The organism is Agathobaculum massiliense (genome assembly GCF_900291975.1).
GTDB classification, from domain to species: domain Bacteria; phylum Bacillota; class Clostridia; order Oscillospirales; family Butyricicoccaceae; genus Agathobaculum; species Agathobaculum ammoniilyticum.
In genome coordinates this window covers 885,213-901,792 of sequence record NZ_OMPN01000001.1, presented here as the reverse complement: position 1 = coordinate 901,792, position 16,580 = coordinate 885,213, and the positions used below count along the sequence as shown (strand labels likewise).

Sequence of the window (16,580 nt, the reverse complement as noted above, 5' to 3'; positions counted from 1 at the left end):
TGTGTATAATATATTTCGTCGTCAGAACAAAGCGGACGACCTTTTGGGGGCGTAGCTCAGCTGGGAGAGCGCCACACTGGCAGTGTGGAGGTCATGAGTTCGATCCTCACCGTCTCCACCAGAAGCCGCACTTTTTCATTCCGAAAAAGTGCGGCTTTTCTTTTTTCGGAAGCCGGACCCCTACAAGGCGCCACGTGCTGCCCGGCAAGGCGGGGAAAGGGGATTTTTCCGTTCTTCATGTAAAATCCATAAAGCCCTGTTATACTACCGGATGAGGGGGGACTTGGATGAAACGCATATTGATTGTGGAGGACGACCTGGATATTCAGGAGCTACTGGACGCCTACCTGCGGGATGCGGGCTATGACACGGTACTGGCGTCGGACGGGGTGGAGGCGCTCGACCGCTTCCATGAAGCGCCGTTCGATCTGGCGCTGCTCGATGTGATGCTGCCCAAGATCGATGGGTTCGGCGTGTGCGAGCTGATCCGGCGGGAATCGCGCCTGCCAGTCATCATGCTGACCGCGCTCGACGGGGAGGCCGAGCAGCTCCGCGGTTTCGACCTGGAAATAGACGATTATATTGTAAAGCCGTTTTCCATGCCCATCCTGCTGCGCAAGGTGGCGGCGGTGCTGCGCCGCGTGGGAGGCGGGATCGGCGTTTCGCATGTGATACGTTACCGCGGGCTGACGCTCGATCCGGACATGATGGAGGCGCGGCTGGAGGGCCGCCCGCTGGAGCTGACTGCGCGTGAGTTCGAGCTGCTCCGCGCCTTTATATCCAGCCCAGGGCGGGTGTTCACGCGCGAGGTGCTGCTGGCCAAGATATGGGGCTATGATTTCTTCGGGGACGAGCGCGTGGTGGACAGCCATATCAAAAACCTGCGCCGCAAGCTCGGCGTGGATTATATTGAGACTGTGAGAGGGGTGGGCTACCGTGCTGCGAAAGAAAATCCGTGAAAGCCTGACCGCGCGTATCTTCCTGATGACTTTCGCCCTGCTGCTGGGCGCGGGCGCGATCACTTTCGGCTGCATCGCCTGGGCGACGCCGATCACCTATACGGCGGTCATAAGCAGCGCGATAGAGGAACAGATGAACGAATTGGTCGACCGGCTGGCGCAAACAGAGCGTGAGGACTGCGGGCCGCTGCTTGATGAATTTATCCGCAGCGCGGGCGCGGAAGCCATGCTGCTGGGTGCGGATGGCAAGGTGGTGGACACCGGCTCGCAGCTTGCGGTCTATTCGCTGTATGAAAACGACAATGTGGTGGTTGTGGCCGCGGAGGATAGCGGAAAAAGCGACGGTATAGCGTTTGGGATGGCGGACAGCATGTGGGAGGACAGCGTGCTGTCAATCACCGGAACGGCAACCAGCGCCCTGACTGCGGAGGTCACCTTCCTGCACGACGCCACCTCCTACGAGCTGTACGTCCAGCCGTATGCGCAGCCGGAGAATCAGGCGGTGCAGGCACTGCTGCGCGCCGCGCCATGGCTGCTGCTCGCAATGCTGGTGTTTTCGGCGGGCTGCGCGCTGCTGTATTCTCGCTACATCACGCGGCCGATCATCCGGCTGAGCGGCATCGCGCGCCGCATGGAACATCTGGATTTCGACTGGCAGTGCGAGGAAAAACGCCGCGACGAGATCGGCGTGCTGGGCCGCAGCCTGGACGGCATGGCGCAAAAGCTGAAGGAGGCCCTGACCGGCCTGCAGGCTGCGAATGAGGCGCTCCGCAGTGATATGGAGCGCGAGCGGAAGCTGGAACGGCAGCGACTGGCGTTTTTTTCCGCCGCGTCGCATGAGCTGAAAACGCCGGTTACGATCCTCAAGGGACAGTTGACCGGCATGCTGGACGGGGTTTCCGTATATCGGGACCGTGACAAATATCTCGCGCGGTCGCTTGCTGTGACCGCGCGTATGGAAGAGCTGATACGCGAGATCCTGACCGTTTCGCGGCTGGAATCGGACGGCGAGCCGGTAAAAATGGAGCGTCTCGACCTGTCCGAGCTGGTGCAGGAGCAGTTGGAGCAGGATGAAGCGCTGTTCGAGCAGCGCGGCCTGCGCTTTCGGGTGTCCCTGTCGGATGGGGTGACGGTGCTGGGGGAGCGCGCCCTGCTGGGCAGGGCGGTAGAAAACCTGCTGTCTAACGCCGCGCATTATTCGCCCGCGGGAGCCGAGGTCCGCGTCAGCACCCGACTACGGGCCGGCCGGCCGGTGCTGACGGTCGAAAATACCCGCGCGCACCTGTCGGAAGGGGATATCCCGCATCTGTTTGAAGCGTTTTACCGCGCCGAGCAGTCCCGCAACCGCCGGACGGGCGGCAGCGGGTTGGGGTTGTATCTGGTGCGTATGATTTTGCAGCGGTGCCATGCCGTTTGCACGGCCTGCAACACGCCGGAGGGGGTATCCTTTACCATTACGTTCCCGCCGCTCGATTGAGCGGCGGGCTTCTTCATATAAAACACACATTAGCTTCAAACTGGTTCCATGCGGCGCGTATATACTGGGCGTCAGAAATCGCAAGAAAGGACGCTGACATATGAAAATCAGTATCAACAGCCTGTCCATGACCTATCCCAACGGCAAGCAGGCGCTGCAGGACATCTCCCTTGAACTGGAAAGCCCCAGCCTGGTCGGCCTGCGGGGGCCGAACGGCGCGGGAAAACCCCCCCTCATGAAGCTGCTCGTGGCAGGGCTGACCGAATCGGCGGGGACGATTCTGGCCGACGGCGCGCCGCTGCGGGAAAACGAAACCGCCTATAAACGGCGACTGGGCTATCTGCCGCAGAGCTTCGGCCTGTATGACGAACTGACGGGCGAACGGGTTCTGGAGTACATGGCCGCCCTCAAGGGACTGCACGACCAGAAAAAGGCGGTGCAGGCCGTGCTGTCGGATGTCAATTTGGAGGAAAAACGGCGCGCGCGGATACGCACGCTGTCCGGCGGGCAGCGGCAGCGGGTCGGCATCGCGCAGGCCCTGCTGGGGGAGCCGCGGTTCCTGATCTTTGACGAGCCGACCGTCGGGCTGGATCCGGAGGAGCGCATCCATTTCCGCAACCTGTTTTCGCGCGCGGCGCAGGATAAGCTGGTGCTGCTGTCCACTCATATCATCGAGGATGTGCAGTCCGTATGCAACCGGCTTATCGTCATCCATCATGGCCGTATTCGCTTTTCGGGTACGCCGCAGGAGCTGATCCGCATGACGCGGGGACATGTCTGCACCTTTTCCGAACGGCCGGAGGAGGACGCGGCGCTGCATATCACCGCGCGCGTCAATACCGCGGACGGGGTCCAGTGCCGCGCGGTGGCGCGCACGCTGCCCGCCTACGCCCAGCCGGCTGAGCCGACGCTGGAGGACGCCTACCTCTACCTGATCGAGGAGGCGGAAACATGAGCCTGCGTGCATTGTTCCGCGTTGAGCTGGGGCGGCTGTTGTGCGGGCGGTTGACTTGGCTGGCGGTCGCGGCGACCCTGCTGGGGCCGCTGGCGGGATACGGGCTGTACCGACCGGCGTATGGGGATTCCATGGCGTCCCTGTATCTGGCCAACCCCATGCTGACCGGCGGGCTGATCGGGGCGGCGGCTTTCGCGCTGCTGATGCTGGCGAGCCTGGAAAAGCCGCGCCGCAGCCGGATCGCCGCAATCACCGACGCGGCGCTGTCCCCGCTCCGGCTCGCAGCCGTGCGGCTGTTCTCCGTGCTGGCTATGGCCGTGTTGACCGTGCTGGCAACCGGCCTGCTGTACCTGCCCTATACCTGGTACAAGCTCGACATTGTCTTTTCCCTGGGGGATTACTGGCTCGCGACTGCGCTGATCCTGCTGTCCGGTCCGGTCATGGGAACGCTGCTGGCGGCGGCGGTCGATCAGTTCGCGTACCGGCTGGATATCAGCCTGGCTGTTGTGCTGGCATGCATCGTTTTCTCACAGGGCGCGTGGTGCAGCCGCTTTTTCCTCGCCCAGTGGTGCGTGCCGCTTGTTACCGCCTTGTCGGATGCGTTCGGTAGCGCGGTGATTTGGCGCACCGCACTGTACAGCCGTATCGTCTGGCTGTGTCTGCTGACCAGCCTGTACTTGCTGTCGCTGCTGGGGGTGCGGCAATATGGCCGCGGGCTGATAGGATCGTTTGCACGCCATCTGCGGTTTGCCGCCCTGCCGCTGCTGGCGGCCACGTTGGCGGCCGGAGGCGGCATCCTGTGGGCGCGGCAGCCGTTTATAGACCACAGCCCGTCGGATTGGATGAGCTACCAGCCGGAGGACCGCAGCAACACGGCCCTGACGTTGGCCGGCACGGAGATCGAAGCGCGTATTGAAAGCTACCTGCTGGGTACGCTGTCCGGCACAGCCTCCTATCGGATTACCAATACGTCGGGGGAGTCGCAGGAGCTGTATTTCGAGCTGGATTCCGGCTATCGGGTGCGGGAGGTCACGGCCAATGGCAACCCTGTGGAATGGGAGGATATGTGCAACGATTATATCGCCGCGCGCGAGGTGCGCTGTGTACTCCCCGCAGAGGAACAGATCACGCTGGTCGTGGAGTACGGCGGCATGCCGAAAATGTGGAACGCACAGGAAGAACTGATGAGCAGCGCCGGATTCATCAGCGGAAAAGGGATCGAGCTGTTCGGGTCGCATCTCGCCCCGTCCCTGCTCCTGCAGCTGGCGGGGGAGGAAACGCCGGTCACGCTGGATATCGCGCTGCGGGATTCGATGACGCTGGTGTCCTCCGGAACGACGCGCAGGGGGGCGCCGAATGGCGACGGGACGACCAACTGGCATGCCGAGGACGCAGGCGCAGGCGAACTACGCATTTTCGCGGGCGACTATATGTGCCGGACGCTGGAGGGCGGCGGCTTCCCGATCGAATTCTGGTACAGCGCTAAATACGAGCCGCGCCTTGCGGGCGAGGGGATTGACATCATGCAGGAGGCGATTGACTATTGCACCGAACACTATGGCCCGCGTACCTTTACGCAGGACAAGCCGTTCAAGATTGTGCAGAGCACGGTGTTCCAGTTTGGCGGGAGCGCGAGTGGGAACATCAGCCAAATGGGGGAGAGCTATTTCAGCGATCAAAACCTGGCCTCTCCGGACAAGGGCGCGGACAGCGCCGAGGTGCTGGCGCATGAGATCATCCATCAGTGGTGGGGGCTGGGCGTTTCCCTGGCCGATATGGAGGACGCGAACTGGACGGACGAGGGCATGACGACCTACTCGACCTACCGGCTGATGGCTGAACTGAAAGGAGAGGAGTATGCCCGCGCAAATTATGTCGAAAAGTGGGAGCGCACCACGTCGCAGAACGCGCAGTCGTTTTATATGCGGCATCCGGAATATCTGGCGGTCCTGCCTGAAGCATATGCGGCAGAGGTAAAGGCTGCAGCCGATTCGGTCAACTGGTACGACGGCACGGCGCTGATGATCTACCGCGCGGAGCAGAAGATCGGGCGGGAAAGGCTGGACGCGGTGCTGGCGCGGCTGTATACGCAGGGGGGCGGCGAGCTGCCGCCGTATATCACGCTGGGTGATTTTCTGAACGCCTGCGACTTGGAGGAAGGAGAGATCGGACGTGCGTAAGGTGTTTGTGTGCGAGCTGCGCCGGCTCCTGCTGAATAAATTTTTCTTCGGCATATTGGCGGCGGTGCTTCTCTACGGCTGGCTGCTACTTTCCGGAGAGGTGATACTGGGCGTTGCGTACACCGCGCCGTTCTCGCCGTGGAGCTTTGGATATTATCTGGCGCGGCTGCTGCCCCTTTTGTGGGTGGGTACGCTGTTTTTCCTGACCTTCTTCACCTCGGAGGGCGAACGGCGGACCGCGGTGCTGACCGGCGCGACTGCGGTGGACCCGCGCCGCTTTGCGGGCGTGCGCTGCATGGCGCTGCTGCTAGGGATGCTTCTGCTGCTTGGCGCCGCCGTGCTGCTGGCCGCGGTATTCTTTGCCTATACGCTGCACTGGCACGACTGGGGGAGCCTGCTGCTTCCTCTGCTGGCAGTCGCGGTGCCGCCGCTTGTGTTTGCGGCGGGGAGCGGTTGGCTGCTGGGCGGCGCATGCCCGTGGCTGGTATACGGGTGGATGCTCGCGCCGTTTATCCTGTCCGCGCTGCCGCTGCCCGAGGCGCTCGGCCTGTGGAACGGCACGCTACTGCGGAGCTATCCGCTCACCCTGCCGGCTGACCCGCCTTTCACGTTGCCGGCCGCGGTGTGGGTGGCGCAGGGGCTTTTGCTGCTGGCCGGAATCCTGCTGCTGGGCATGCGGATTTTCCGGCGCGGCAGACTATGAATACGGAAAGCCCGCACTCCGAATGGAGTGCGGGCTTTCCGCTTTGTTAGGATAGGGGAGGTATCAAAATGATGAGGAAAACGGCAAATGCCGTTGCTATGGGTAAGGTTTAGCGCTGGATGCGGCCGGAGCCGTCGCCGCCGGCGAGCTTCTCGACTTCGGCGACCGTAACCATGTTGTAGTCGCCCTCGATGGTGTGCTTGAGCGCGGAAGCCGCGACAGCAAACTCCACCGCGTCCTGGGTGGACTTCCCGTTCAGCAGCGCGTAGATCAGGCCACCGCCGAAGCTGTCGCCGCCGCCGACGCGGTCGATGATGCGCAGCTCATACTTCTTGGAGAAGCAGTACTCGCCGGTCTTCGCGTCGAACAGCATCGCGCTCCAGCCGTTGTCGGAAGCGGAGTGGGACTCGCGCAGGGTGATGGCAACCTTTTCAAAACCGAACTTGTCCGCCAGCTGCTTGGCGACAGACTTGTAGCCCTCGTGGTTGATCTCACCCGCGTAGATATCGGTGGATTCAGCCTCAATACCGAACACGTCCTTGGCATCCTCCTCGTTGGAGATGCACACGTCCACATACTGGCACAGATCGGTCATGGCCTCGCGCGCCTGCTCGCGGGTCCAGAGCTTGCCGCGGTAGTTCAGGTCGCAGGAGATCTTGACGCCGTGCGCCTTGGCCGCCTGGCAGGCCTCGCGGCAGATATCGACAACATTCGGGCCGAGCGCCGGAGTGATGCCGGTGAAGTGGAACCAGTCCACGCCCTCAAAGATTTTGTTCCAGTCAAAATCAGCGGTGGTCGCTTCCTGGATCGCGGAATGCGCGCGGTCGTAGATGCAGACCGAGCCGCGCTGGGAAGCGCCCTTCTCGTTGAAGTAGATGCCGACACGGTCGCCGCCGCGGACGATCTTGCTGGTATCCACACCGTAGCGGCGCAGGGAGTTGACCGCGCACTGGCCGATGGTGTGCGCCGGCAGTTTGGTGACGAACGCGGCGTCCATGCCGTAGTTCGCCAGCGAAACAGCAACGTTGGCTTCGCCGCCGCCAAAGGTGAATTCGAGATGGTCAGCCTGTACGAAGCGTTCGTAATTGTACGGCTGCAGACGGATCATAAGCTCGCCAAAGGTTACGATTTTCATGATTTTCCCTCCGTAAAGATAGGTTGTGATTATTTCTTGCCGACCAGATGTACGGCGAAGCCGCAGATTTCGTCGGTCAGGTAAATTGCGTTGAGCGTGCCATCAGCCTTGAACTTGGCGGTCGCGTCGTCGAATGTAAAGCCGCGCCCCTCCAGATCCGCTTTGGCGGCGGCGACGTCCGGCGTCCCGATGGCGATGTGTCCGTTCCGGCCCTTATAGGGCTCCTTCATCACCTCGATGCCTGTTCCGGCGAAGACCGAGCTGTTGCCCGGCTTTACCGCAAAGCCAAACAGGGCGGAAAACATTTCAGCGGTCTTGAGGGCTTCCTGCTCATTCGCGGCGTTGATGCCGATGTGCGCCAGAGAATACTCAGCCATTGCGCGCCTCTTTCACGATCTCGACCGACTTCTTGCACAGGTCGGTGATCTCATCCCACTTGCCGCCCTCGATCAGGTCGGCGGTGACCATGTAGGAGCCGCCGCAGGCAGCGATGACATGATTTTTGGCATAGTCCGCCAGGTTCTTCAGCGAGATGCCGCCGGTCGGCATAACCTTGAACATCGGGAACGGGGCGCTCATAGCCTTGATCTTGGCGATGCCGCCGGACTGCTCGGCGGGGAAGAACTTGAGGACCTCGAGGCCGAACTTATAGGCGGTGTGATAATCGGTCGGGGTGGTGCAACCGGGGAAGATCTGCACGCCGACTTTCTTGCAGTAGGCGACGATTTCGGGATCCATGCCGGGGGTGACGATGAACTGCGCGCCAGCGGCCATCGCCTCGTCTACCTGGTCGGTGGTCAGGACAGTACCCGCGCCCACGAGCATTTCCGGATAGGCGTCGTGCATGGCCTTGATGGCCTTGGCGGCGCCCGCCGCACGGAACGTGACCTCGGCAACCGGTACGCCGCCGTCGATCAGCGCCTTTGCCAGCGGAACCGCGTCACGGTCAGGGTTGTTGAGCTTGATTACCGGTACGACACCGATGGACTGGACCTTTTTCTCGATTTCATTCATTGCGATCATCCTCCGTGTTTCATATTGTGGAATATTGTTTCACGAATTCACTTGCTGATTTAATTATATTACTTTACCGTCAGATTGCAAGAGTTTTCTGCTAACAATCTGTGCAAAGTTTCTCTTGTGTTTTTGTGTAAAATCTATTAAAATGAAACAAGGTTTTATAATGCGGAACAAAAGGGAGGAAATTCCATGGCAGAATCCTCGTCGGTCCAGTCGTTGGAGCGGGCGTTTGACCTGCTGGAAAAGCTGTGCCGCAGCCGGAACGGCATGACGATCGGCACGCTGTCGGCGGAAACCGGCCTGCATAAAAGCACGGTACACCGGCTGCTGGCAACGATGTGTACGCGTGGCTATGTGCAGCGGGACGCGGAAACCAGCGTTTATCGCGCGGGCATGCGCCTGTGCGAGCTGAGCAGCTATATTGTGGAGAACATGGATGTGATCGAGCGCGCCCGCGCGCCGTTGGAGCGTCTGGGGCATGAAACTGGAGAGACTGTCCACCTGGTCCTACAGGAAGAGCGCGATATTGTTTATATTCATAAGGTAGAAAGCGTGAGCGGCGCGATCCGCATGTTTTCGCGTATCGGCATGCGCCGCCCGCTGTACTGCACGGGCGTGGGCAAGGCCATCCTGGCCACCTGGCCGGACGAGGAAGCGCGCGAGCTCTGGCGCGCCAGCGACGTCCGTCCGTGGACACCCTATACGATCGTGGATGAAGCCGCGTTTTTTCAGGAGCTGGTGCAGGTCCGGCGGCTGGGCTACGCGATGGATAACGAAGAAAACGAGCTGGGCGTGCGCTGCATCGCGGCGGCGATTCCGGATTATCGGGGGCGCGCCTCGTATGCGATCTCGGTTTCCGCGCCGCTGACGCGCATGTCGGACGAGCGCATCGCCGCGCTGCGTGTGCCGCTGCTTGAAACGCGGGACGAGATCGCGGAGGCGATCGGCGGCGGCATGTACGGAAAGCGGTAATCGCGGAAAGGGAGAAGGTAAGATGCCACAGGTACTCACGCTGCCGCACGGCAAGCTGACCCGCTATGCCGCCGCGCAGCACGGTCCCAAGCCCGCGCTCATTTTGTGTCCGGGCGGCGGGTACGAATTCTGCTCGATTCGGGAGGGCGCGCCTGCAGCGCGCGCCTTTGCGCGGGACGGTGTCGAGTCGTTCGTGCTGGAATACGACTGTGCGCCCGTGCCGCTGGACACGATGCCGCTGCATACGCTGGCCGCGGCGGTCGCGTGGGTGCGGCGGAATGCCGCGCAACTCAGGATCGCTCCAGACCGCATCGCGGTCGGGGGCTTTTCCGCGGGCGCGCACCTGGCGGGGATGCTGGCGGCGGTCTGGCACCGGCCGGAATGGTTTGCGCCCGATACCGACCTGCAGTGCCACCGGCCGAACGCGGCGGTGCTGTGCTATCCGGTGGTGACGGCGGGGGAATACGGCCATCGCGGCAGCTTTGCTCGTCTGGCCGGCACGGATCCGGAAAAACAGCGTGCGTTTTCGCTGGAAATGCTGGTGGACGCGCGAACGCCGCCGGTGTTTCTGTGGCACACGCTGGAGGATCAGACCGCACGGGTCGAGAACACGCTGCTGCTCGAAGCGGCGCTGCGGAAAGCGGGTGTGCCACATGAGGTACACCTGTTCCCGCATGGCGTGCATGGGCTGGCGCTGGCGGATTTGGAAACCTGTGACCCGGCAAGAGGGCGCCGGCCGGATCGGCATGTGAACCGCTGGCAGGCGCTCTGCGCGGAATGGATAAAGGAGCTGTAAAACATGGAAATACGGCATGCGGCGCCGGCCGACCTGCCCGACCTGCTCGCGCTGTTCGACGCGGCGCGTCGGTTTATGGCGCAAAACGGCAACCCGCATCAATGGGGCAGACGCTTCCCCACGAAAGAGATGCTCGAAGCGGATATCAGCGCGCAGCGCAGCTACATCTGCGAGGACGAGGGGCGGCTCGCGGCGGCGTTCTGCTTTACCACGGAGGAGGAGCCGACCTATCGGGTGATTCGGGAGGGCGCCTGGCTGGACGACGCCCCCTACGGCGTGGTACACCGGATTGCGGCGGCGGAGCACGGGCGCGGTGCGGCGGCGTTCTGCCTGGAATGGTGCCTGGCGCGGTGCGGCAACATCCGTATCGACACCCACCGTGACAACCAGCCCATGCAGCGCCTGCTGGCGCGGCTGGGATACACGTTCTGCGGCCTGATCGACCTGAAAAACGGGCGCGGCGAGCGATTGGCCTATCAGAAACGGAGTCGATAAAAAAATCCTGTCTTTTATAGACAGGATTTTTCTTCGATATAAATAAAATTAAAGATTGACTTTTATAAAATTAAATATTATACTAAGGCCACAGGAAAGGAAGTGATGGCGTGGCGATCGAGGTAGTACCGGAGTGGATGGCGCAGCTTGACGATGAGGACGTCTCTTTCATCAAAAAATTTATTTTGGCCTCGGGCTCGCTCAAAGAGGTCGCGGGCGTGTACGGCGTGACCTATCCGACCGTGCGCCTGCGGCTTGACCGGCTGATCCAGAAAATCGAGATCGGCGAGCGCGAAGGGGAGGAGCCGTATATCGCGCTCATCAAACGGCTGGCAGTCAACGACAAGCTGGATTTCGACACGGCGAAAATCCTGATTAACGAGTATAAGAAGCAGAAGAACGAGGAGGGTTAGCATGATAAATCCAATTAAGTTGGTTTTCTGGTTGGCGCTGTTCGCGGCGGTCTGCGCGTTGGAGGTGTTTCTGTCCAAGCGGCGGGCGTGGTGGCCCGGGCTGGTGCTGCCCCTGTGCCTGCTGCCGCCTGTACTGTTTGTCCTGCCGAACGTGGTGCTGAACGCGCTCGGTGTGGCGGAAAATTCGCTGCAAAAGGTGCTGTCGCTGCTCATGGGGCTGCTCTTTTTCGCGCCGGCGCTCGTTTTGCTGGCGATTTACTGGCACTGCCGCCGCAGCGGAAAACACCGCGAGCAGGTGGAAAAGATAAAGATACAGGATTTGTAAGGGGGAATCGTTTTGGCGGGAATAATGACAATGTCAATCGTGGTGACCGTGCTGAACACGCTGGTGCTGGTGGCGGTGCTGGCGGGCGTGATCGTGCTTGAGGTCTGGCTGTCGCGCCGCAAAAGCCGGTGGCCGGGGCTGATTATGCCTGCTCTGTCGCTTATGCTGTCGCTGCTGCTGGTGCTGGGCGGCGTGGTGTTTACCTCCATAGGCGGCGCGGCGAGCGGGCTGCAGGTGGTCGATGAAGAGACCGGCGAGGTACTCTATGAGGAGCGGCGGGTGGAACAAACGTCGGACTGGACACTGGGCGATACCGTGCAGGTCGGGATTATCCTGCTGGTAAGCAACATCCCAACCTTCGTGCTGTTGGGGGCGTATTATATCGGGCGGGAAAAGCTCCGGCGGGAAAGATTGCTGGAAAAGATGAACATACAGGATCTGTAAAACAGAAAAACGCCGTTCCAGACAGACGCATCCGGACGGCGTTTTCAGTTATAAGCAAACAGCTTGCGGCAGGCAAGGGATATATAGCCGCCAAGCGCAGCGGCCATCTCTCTGGAAGCAACGGCTTTGTCCGCCAGCGTCACGATCCATGCGATCCGCGTGCGCGGCATGGCCGCGAGCGGGAACATGTGCCGCGCGATTGCCTCGCATTCGCGCTCGGTCAGGCCGAACGTATGCTTCGCGCGGTCGGCCGCGATATGGCCGTGTACAAACGCGTGCATGCGCATCACACGCCGCAGGCCGGAATACCGGCGCAGGTAACGGCGGAAACGCTCGCCGTGCCAGTCGTAACCGAAGAAATCGTGCAGCAACGCCGCGCGGATTACAGAGGCGGTTTCGTCCCCGGACAGACGCATCCGGCGGGCGATGGCATACGCCGCCTGAGCCACGGCGACCGAATGGTCGTACACGGAATTTTCCGCGCCGTGGTGCTGGAACTGCAGAAGCTGCAGATAGCGGGGATGCTTCAGGATATCCCCTGCAAGCCGCTGTATCTCACTCTCCATGGGACTCACCCCTTTCCAGTTTTCTGTCTTTATTATATGCCGCAGAATGCACAAAAACAAGAGGGCGTTTGTTACATTTTTGTGACGTTTATTCGGACGAGCCTGATAAAAGCCGGCGGCATACCCGCCGGTGGAGCAGTACCGCCGCGGCAAGGCCGCAGGCCTCCGCAAGCGGGAACGCCAGCCAGAGGGCCGAAAGGCTGACGTGCGAGAGCAGCACGGCGGCGGGCAGGAGGAGGACAAGCTGACGCAGCAACGCCACGATAAGCGACTCGCTCCCGCGGCCCAATCCCTGCATGCAGCCGGACAGGATGACGGAAATGCCGGCAAGGCAGAACGAAGCGGAGATGATGCGGATGGCGGGGACGCCGAGGGCGAGCATGGCATCCGAGGCGTCGAACAGCCGCAGAAGCGGTACGGGCAGAGCTTCGAACAGCAGCGTACCCGCCGCCATGATGCCGAGCGCGAGCAGCAGCGCATATCGGGTGATCCGCTCGATGCGGCGGCGGTTTTTCGCACCATAGTTGAAGCCAATCATGGGGATGAGCGCGTTGTTGAGACCGTAGACCGGCATGAACAGGAAGTTCTGCAGCTTGTAGTACACGCCGTAAAAGCCGACCGCGGTCTGGGAGAACGGCATCAGGATGCGGTTGAGGCCGACCGTGAGCACGCTCAGCAGGGATTGCTGCAAGGCAGCGGGCAGGCCGATGCGCACGATCTCCGCAAGGATGCGGACATCCGGCCGGAAGCCGCGTACATGGATGCGGACATCCCGATTGAAGCGCACATTGATGAAAAAACCGATTGACATGGCGGTGATCTGGGAGAGGACGGTCGCGAGCGCCGCGCCCGTGGTACCGAGCGCGGGACAGCCGAACAGCCCGAAAATCAGGATCGGGTCGAGGACGCAGTTGAGCAGCGCGCCGATGAGCTGCGTGACCATGTGGTAGACCGTGTTGCCGGTCGCCTGCATGAGCCGTTCCGCGACAAACAGCAGGAAAACGCCGCAGGATGCGGTAGTCACCACCGTCACATAGCCGGCGCCCATATCGACGACAGCGGGTACATCGGTGAACAGCGCGATAAAGTCGCGTCCGAACAGCAGCCCCAGCACAGCGAACACCAGCCAGAAGCAAATGGAAAGAAAAATGCCGTTGACCGCGACCGCGTCCGCTTCCGCCTGCTTTTTCTGTCCCAGCCGGCGCGACAGCAGCGCGTTGACGCCCACGCCCGCGCCGGTCGCAACCGCGATCATTAAAAGCTGCACCGGAAACGCAAGGGAAACGGCGGTCAGGGCGTCCTCACTGATGCGCGCGACAAAAGCGCTGTCCACAATGTTGTACAGCGCCTGCACGAGCATGGACAGCATGATCGGAAACGACATGGTAACGATCAGCCGCCCTTCGGGCATGGTCCCCATTTTATTTTCACCGGCCATATGCTTCACCCCGTTTTTACTATTATAACAGATAAACCGGCAAAGAAAAAGCCGCAGCTTTAAACTGCGGCTCTGTTCGGCTCACAGGCCGACCGGCGTGTCCATAATCATCTGGCGGTAGGCCAGCTCCTCGAAGCCGAGCATCCGGTACAGCGCGGCGGCGCGCACATTGCTTTCGGTCACCTCCAGCCGGTAGCGCGCGGCGCTGTTGTATTTTTCGTGTGCGGCAGCGATCATTTTGCGGCCGATGCCCGTGCCGCGCACGGTCTCGTCCACCATCAGTTCGTCCAGCCATACGCACAGCCCGCCCGCCTCATTCGACCAGGTGAGCGCGAGCAGCAGGTAGGCGCAGGGCGCGCCGTCGTCGTCCTCCGCGATCAGGCAGTCCGCGTAGGGCGTGCCGTGCAGCAGCAGTTCGAACGTGCGCTCGGCGTTCTGCGGCGGGATTGCATGGTCGCAGGCGGAAGAGCGGTAGAACGCCGCGTTGCGGCTGAGGAAAAAGTCGCGGTCGCGCGGCTCGATCGATCGGATATGCATAGGAAAACCTCCTGTTTGACAAAAAACGGTGTTTCGCGTGCCTTTGCTCCCAGACAGCGGCTTCAGCCGAGCTGAGCGAGAGCCTGGTCAAGGTCCGCGATAATGTCCTCCACATTTTCCAGGCCGACCGAAACCCGCACAAGGCCCGGCTCGATACCTGCGGCGACGAGCTGCTCGTCCGTGAGCTGGCGGTGGGTTTCGCTGGCCGGATGCAGCACGCAGGTACGGATATCCGCCACATGGACCTCGTTGCAGGCAAGCTGCAGGCTGTCCATGAACTGCATGGCCGCGCCGCGGCCGCCCTTGATATCGACCGACATCACGCCCGAGGTGCCGAGCGGCAGATACTTCTGCGCGCGTTCGTAATGTTCGTTGCCGGGCAGGGCGGGGTAGCGCACGGAAGCGATCCTGTCCGACGCCTGTAGGTACTCGGCGACCGTGAGCGCATTTTCACAGTACCGCTTCATGCGCACGGGCAGGGTTTCCAGGCCGAGGTTCAAAAGGAATGCGGAGTGCGCCGCCGGATAACAGCCGAAATCACGCATAAGCTGCATGCGCGCCTTAATGATATAAGCCATGCTGCCGAATTCACGGGTATAGACAACGCCGTGATAGCTCTCGTCCGGCTCGGTGAAGTCGGGGAATTTGCCTGAGGCGGCCCAATCGAACCGGCCGCCGTCCACGATGACGCCGCCGCCCTGGACCGCGTGGCCGTCCATATATTTTGTGGTGGAATGGATGACGATATCCGCGCCCCATTCGATCGGGCGGCACAGGATGGGCGTGGCAAACGTATTATCGATGATTAGCGGCACGCCGTTTTTGTGCGCGATATCCGCCCACTTTTGGATATCGAACACGGTCAGCGCCGGATTGGCGAGCGTTTCACCAAACACAGCCTTGGTGTTGGGCTTGAACAGCTTCTGGATTTCTTTCGCGTCTGCTTCCGCATCCGCCCAGATACACTCGATGCCGAGCTTTTTGAGCGTCACGCCGAACAGGTTGATCGTGCCGCCATAGATCGTGGAAGCCGCGATGAAGCTGTCCCCCGCGGAACAGAGGTTGAGGATGGCGAGCAGGCTCGCCGCCTGGCCGGAGCTGGTGAGCATCGCGCCCACGCCGCCCTCCAGCGCGGCGATTTTCTTTTCCACCGCGTCGCAGGTCGGATTGGCAAAGCGCGAGTACATGTACTCGGTCGGCATATCGAACAGGGATGCGATCTTTTCGGTCGAATCGAACCGGTAGGTGGTAGACTGAACGATGGGCATGACGCCTGGGCCGCCGTTTTCGGGCTTGTAGCCCTCATGCAGGCATTTTGTTTCGATCTTCATATTTATTATAGCTCCTTTGCAGGAATTTTTTGCACAAGGGTATTTTAACACGCGGGGGAGGGAGGGTCAAGGGAATTGCGCCCCTTGACGTGGGAACGACGCGCCGCCCGGTGCGGGGGCAAAAGGGGAGGACAACCCGCATGGGGTTTCCTCCCCTTTTGAATTTCCCTGCTTTCCTTATCACGGTAAGCGCAACGGCTTCCACCCTAGGGGGTGCAGGGAAACCCAGGCAGCGTCTCCTCCCTTCCGCGCGCGCTGTTACGCGCGCATGGACCGTTTCGGACAGGCGGTATCCGTTTTCCCGCTGTCCAGTTCTAACCTCCGCGCGAACAGAGCTCCCGCAACAGTCTCCGTATTTTTTCGGAGCGGTCCTGGTCAGAAATAGGAACGGCGCAGCCGTTCCGGCCTCCGGCCTGCGCATCAGGGAAAAGGGGTGATTGGCAAGAGGGGAGAAACCGTTGGTTTCTCCCCTCTTGTCCGCCCGCGCCGCGCAGGCGCAGTTTCCCCGCTTGACCCAAGCGGAGACGCTTACCGTTTGCGCGGCGGTGCGGGATCGTTGGTGCGCTCAAGGAGATAATCGGTTGAGGTATTATAAAAATCGGCCAGTCCTACCAGTATGGAGAGGGGCATATTATGCTCGCCGTTTTCATAGTAACTATAAGTTCGCTGTGAAATATGCAGATAGCTTGCGACCTGCTGCTGACTCAAATCGTTATCCTCGCGTAAATTTCGTATACGCTTATATAACATATTATCACCTCATTAAATATTTTAACAGAACAAAATATTCTATTGAAATATAGAATAAAATATGCTAAAGTTAATGAGAGGTGA

19 protein-coding genes and 1 tRNA gene are annotated in these 16,580 nt (G+C 61.0%); 12 read left to right on the top strand and 8 right to left on the bottom strand.

The genetic code is table 11. The features are described 5' to 3' along the window. Positions 1–45: 45 nt before the first annotated feature. The 6 genes from DBQ51_RS04695 (at position 46) to DBQ51_RS04670 (ending at position 6,274) form a co-directional block, all read left to right on the top strand. Positions 46–121: transfer RNA gene (locus tag DBQ51_RS04695), tRNA-Ala, on the top strand. 166 nt (positions 122–287) lie between these two features. Beyond that, entirely contained in the window at positions 288–959 is a 672-nt protein-coding gene (locus DBQ51_RS04690; protein WP_054327718.1) for a response regulator transcription factor, read from the top strand. Then, complete coding sequence (locus DBQ51_RS04685) at positions 937–2,436, top strand: sensor histidine kinase (RefSeq protein WP_107630916.1); 1,500 nt, start codon at positions 937–939, stop codon at positions 2,434–2,436. The genes DBQ51_RS04690 and DBQ51_RS04685 overlap by 23 nt, the downstream gene beginning before the upstream one ends. 100 nt (positions 2,437–2,536) lie before the next feature. Beyond that, complete coding sequence (locus DBQ51_RS04680) at positions 2,537–3,391, top strand: ATP-binding cassette domain-containing protein (RefSeq protein WP_107630915.1); 855 nt, start codon at positions 2,537–2,539, stop codon at positions 3,389–3,391. Beyond that, positions 3,388–5,571: a M1 family aminopeptidase gene (locus tag DBQ51_RS04675; RefSeq protein ID WP_107630914.1), complete on the top strand. Its 2,184-nt coding sequence runs from the start codon at positions 3,388–3,390 to the stop codon at positions 5,569–5,571. The genes DBQ51_RS04680 and DBQ51_RS04675 overlap by 4 nt, the downstream gene beginning before the upstream one ends. Further along, a complete protein-coding gene (locus tag DBQ51_RS04670) occupies positions 5,564–6,274 on the top strand; it encodes a hypothetical protein (RefSeq protein WP_107630913.1) in 711 nt (236 codons plus the stop codon). The genes DBQ51_RS04675 and DBQ51_RS04670 overlap by 8 nt, the downstream gene beginning before the upstream one ends. Positions 6,275–6,383: 109 nt before the next feature. Here DBQ51_RS04670 and DBQ51_RS04665 read toward each other — a convergent pair whose 3' ends face one another. Genes DBQ51_RS04665 through eda form a run of 3 tightly spaced genes read right to left on the bottom strand, consistent with a single transcriptional unit; the run spans position 6,384 to position 8,423 of the window. Next, complete coding sequence (locus DBQ51_RS04665) at positions 6,384–7,409, bottom strand: sugar kinase (RefSeq protein ID WP_107630912.1); 1,026 nt, start codon at positions 7,407–7,409, stop codon at positions 6,384–6,386. A gap of 29 nt (positions 7,410–7,438) precedes the next feature. Continuing rightward, positions 7,439–7,786: a VOC family protein gene (locus tag DBQ51_RS04660; RefSeq protein WP_054327722.1), complete on the bottom strand. Its 348-nt coding sequence runs from the start codon at positions 7,784–7,786 to the stop codon at positions 7,439–7,441. Further along, positions 7,779–8,423 carry a bifunctional 4-hydroxy-2-oxoglutarate aldolase/2-dehydro-3-deoxy-phosphogluconate aldolase gene (gene eda / locus DBQ51_RS04655; RefSeq protein ID WP_107630911.1) on the bottom strand — a complete coding sequence of 215 codons (645 nt, stop codon included), beginning with the start codon at positions 8,421–8,423 and terminating at the stop codon, positions 7,779–7,781. Before eda ends, DBQ51_RS04660 begins: the two co-directional genes overlap by 8 nt. Positions 8,424–8,618: 195 nt before the next feature. On the opposite strand from eda, the gene DBQ51_RS04650 reads away from it, so the two are divergent. The 6 genes from DBQ51_RS04650 (at position 8,619) to DBQ51_RS04625 (ending at position 11,874) form a co-directional block, all read left to right on the top strand. Continuing rightward, a complete protein-coding gene (locus DBQ51_RS04650; protein ID WP_107630910.1) occupies positions 8,619–9,401 on the top strand; it encodes an IclR family transcriptional regulator in 783 nt (260 codons plus the stop codon). Between the two features lie 22 nt (positions 9,402–9,423). Beyond that, positions 9,424–10,197, top strand: a complete 774-nt coding sequence (locus tag DBQ51_RS04645) for an alpha/beta hydrolase (RefSeq protein WP_107630909.1) — start codon at positions 9,424–9,426, stop codon at positions 10,195–10,197. Positions 10,198–10,200: 3 nt separating this feature from the next. Then, positions 10,201–10,692 (top strand): GNAT family N-acetyltransferase, encoded by a 492-nt coding sequence (locus DBQ51_RS04640; protein ID WP_054327726.1) that lies wholly within the window; start codon positions 10,201–10,203, stop codon positions 10,690–10,692. Positions 10,693–10,802: 110 nt separating this feature from the next. Then, positions 10,803–11,105, top strand: coding sequence for a DUF2089 family protein (locus DBQ51_RS04635; RefSeq protein ID WP_054327727.1), 303 nt, complete (start codon positions 10,803–10,805; stop codon positions 11,103–11,105). A gap of 1 nt (position 11,106) precedes the next feature. Further along, positions 11,107–11,430, top strand: coding sequence for a hypothetical protein (locus tag DBQ51_RS04630; protein ID WP_107630908.1), 324 nt, complete (start codon positions 11,107–11,109; stop codon positions 11,428–11,430). 12 nt (positions 11,431–11,442) lie between these two features. Then, positions 11,443–11,874, top strand: coding sequence for a hypothetical protein (locus DBQ51_RS04625; RefSeq protein WP_147573870.1), 432 nt, complete (start codon positions 11,443–11,445; stop codon positions 11,872–11,874). Between the two features lie 44 nt (positions 11,875–11,918). Here the strand turns inward: DBQ51_RS04625 and DBQ51_RS04620 are convergent, their stop codons facing one another. The 5 genes from DBQ51_RS04620 to DBQ51_RS04600 all read right to left on the bottom strand — a co-directional run bounded on the left by DBQ51_RS04620 (position 11,919) and on the right by DBQ51_RS04600 (position 16,496). After that, complete coding sequence (locus tag DBQ51_RS04620; protein WP_107630907.1) at positions 11,919–12,440, bottom strand: HD domain-containing protein; 522 nt, start codon at positions 12,438–12,440, stop codon at positions 11,919–11,921. A gap of 88 nt (positions 12,441–12,528) precedes the next feature. Then, positions 12,529–13,878: an MATE family efflux transporter gene (locus DBQ51_RS04615; protein WP_107630906.1), complete on the bottom strand. Its 1,350-nt coding sequence runs from the start codon at positions 13,876–13,878 to the stop codon at positions 12,529–12,531. Positions 13,879–13,959: 81 nt separating this feature from the next. Next, positions 13,960–14,415: a GNAT family N-acetyltransferase gene (locus DBQ51_RS04610; protein ID WP_054327732.1), complete on the bottom strand. Its 456-nt coding sequence runs from the start codon at positions 14,413–14,415 to the stop codon at positions 13,960–13,962. Positions 14,416–14,477: 62 nt separating this feature from the next. Then, positions 14,478–15,746 carry an O-acetylhomoserine aminocarboxypropyltransferase/cysteine synthase family protein gene (locus tag DBQ51_RS04605; RefSeq protein ID WP_054327733.1) on the bottom strand — a complete coding sequence of 423 codons (1,269 nt, stop codon included), beginning with the start codon at positions 15,744–15,746 and terminating at the stop codon, positions 14,478–14,480. A gap of 528 nt (positions 15,747–16,274) precedes the next feature. Next, on the bottom strand, positions 16,275–16,496 hold the full coding sequence (locus DBQ51_RS04600; protein ID WP_107630905.1) for a helix-turn-helix domain-containing protein: 222 nt from the start codon (positions 16,494–16,496) through the stop codon (positions 16,275–16,277). Between the last annotated feature and the right edge of the window lie 84 nt (positions 16,497–16,580).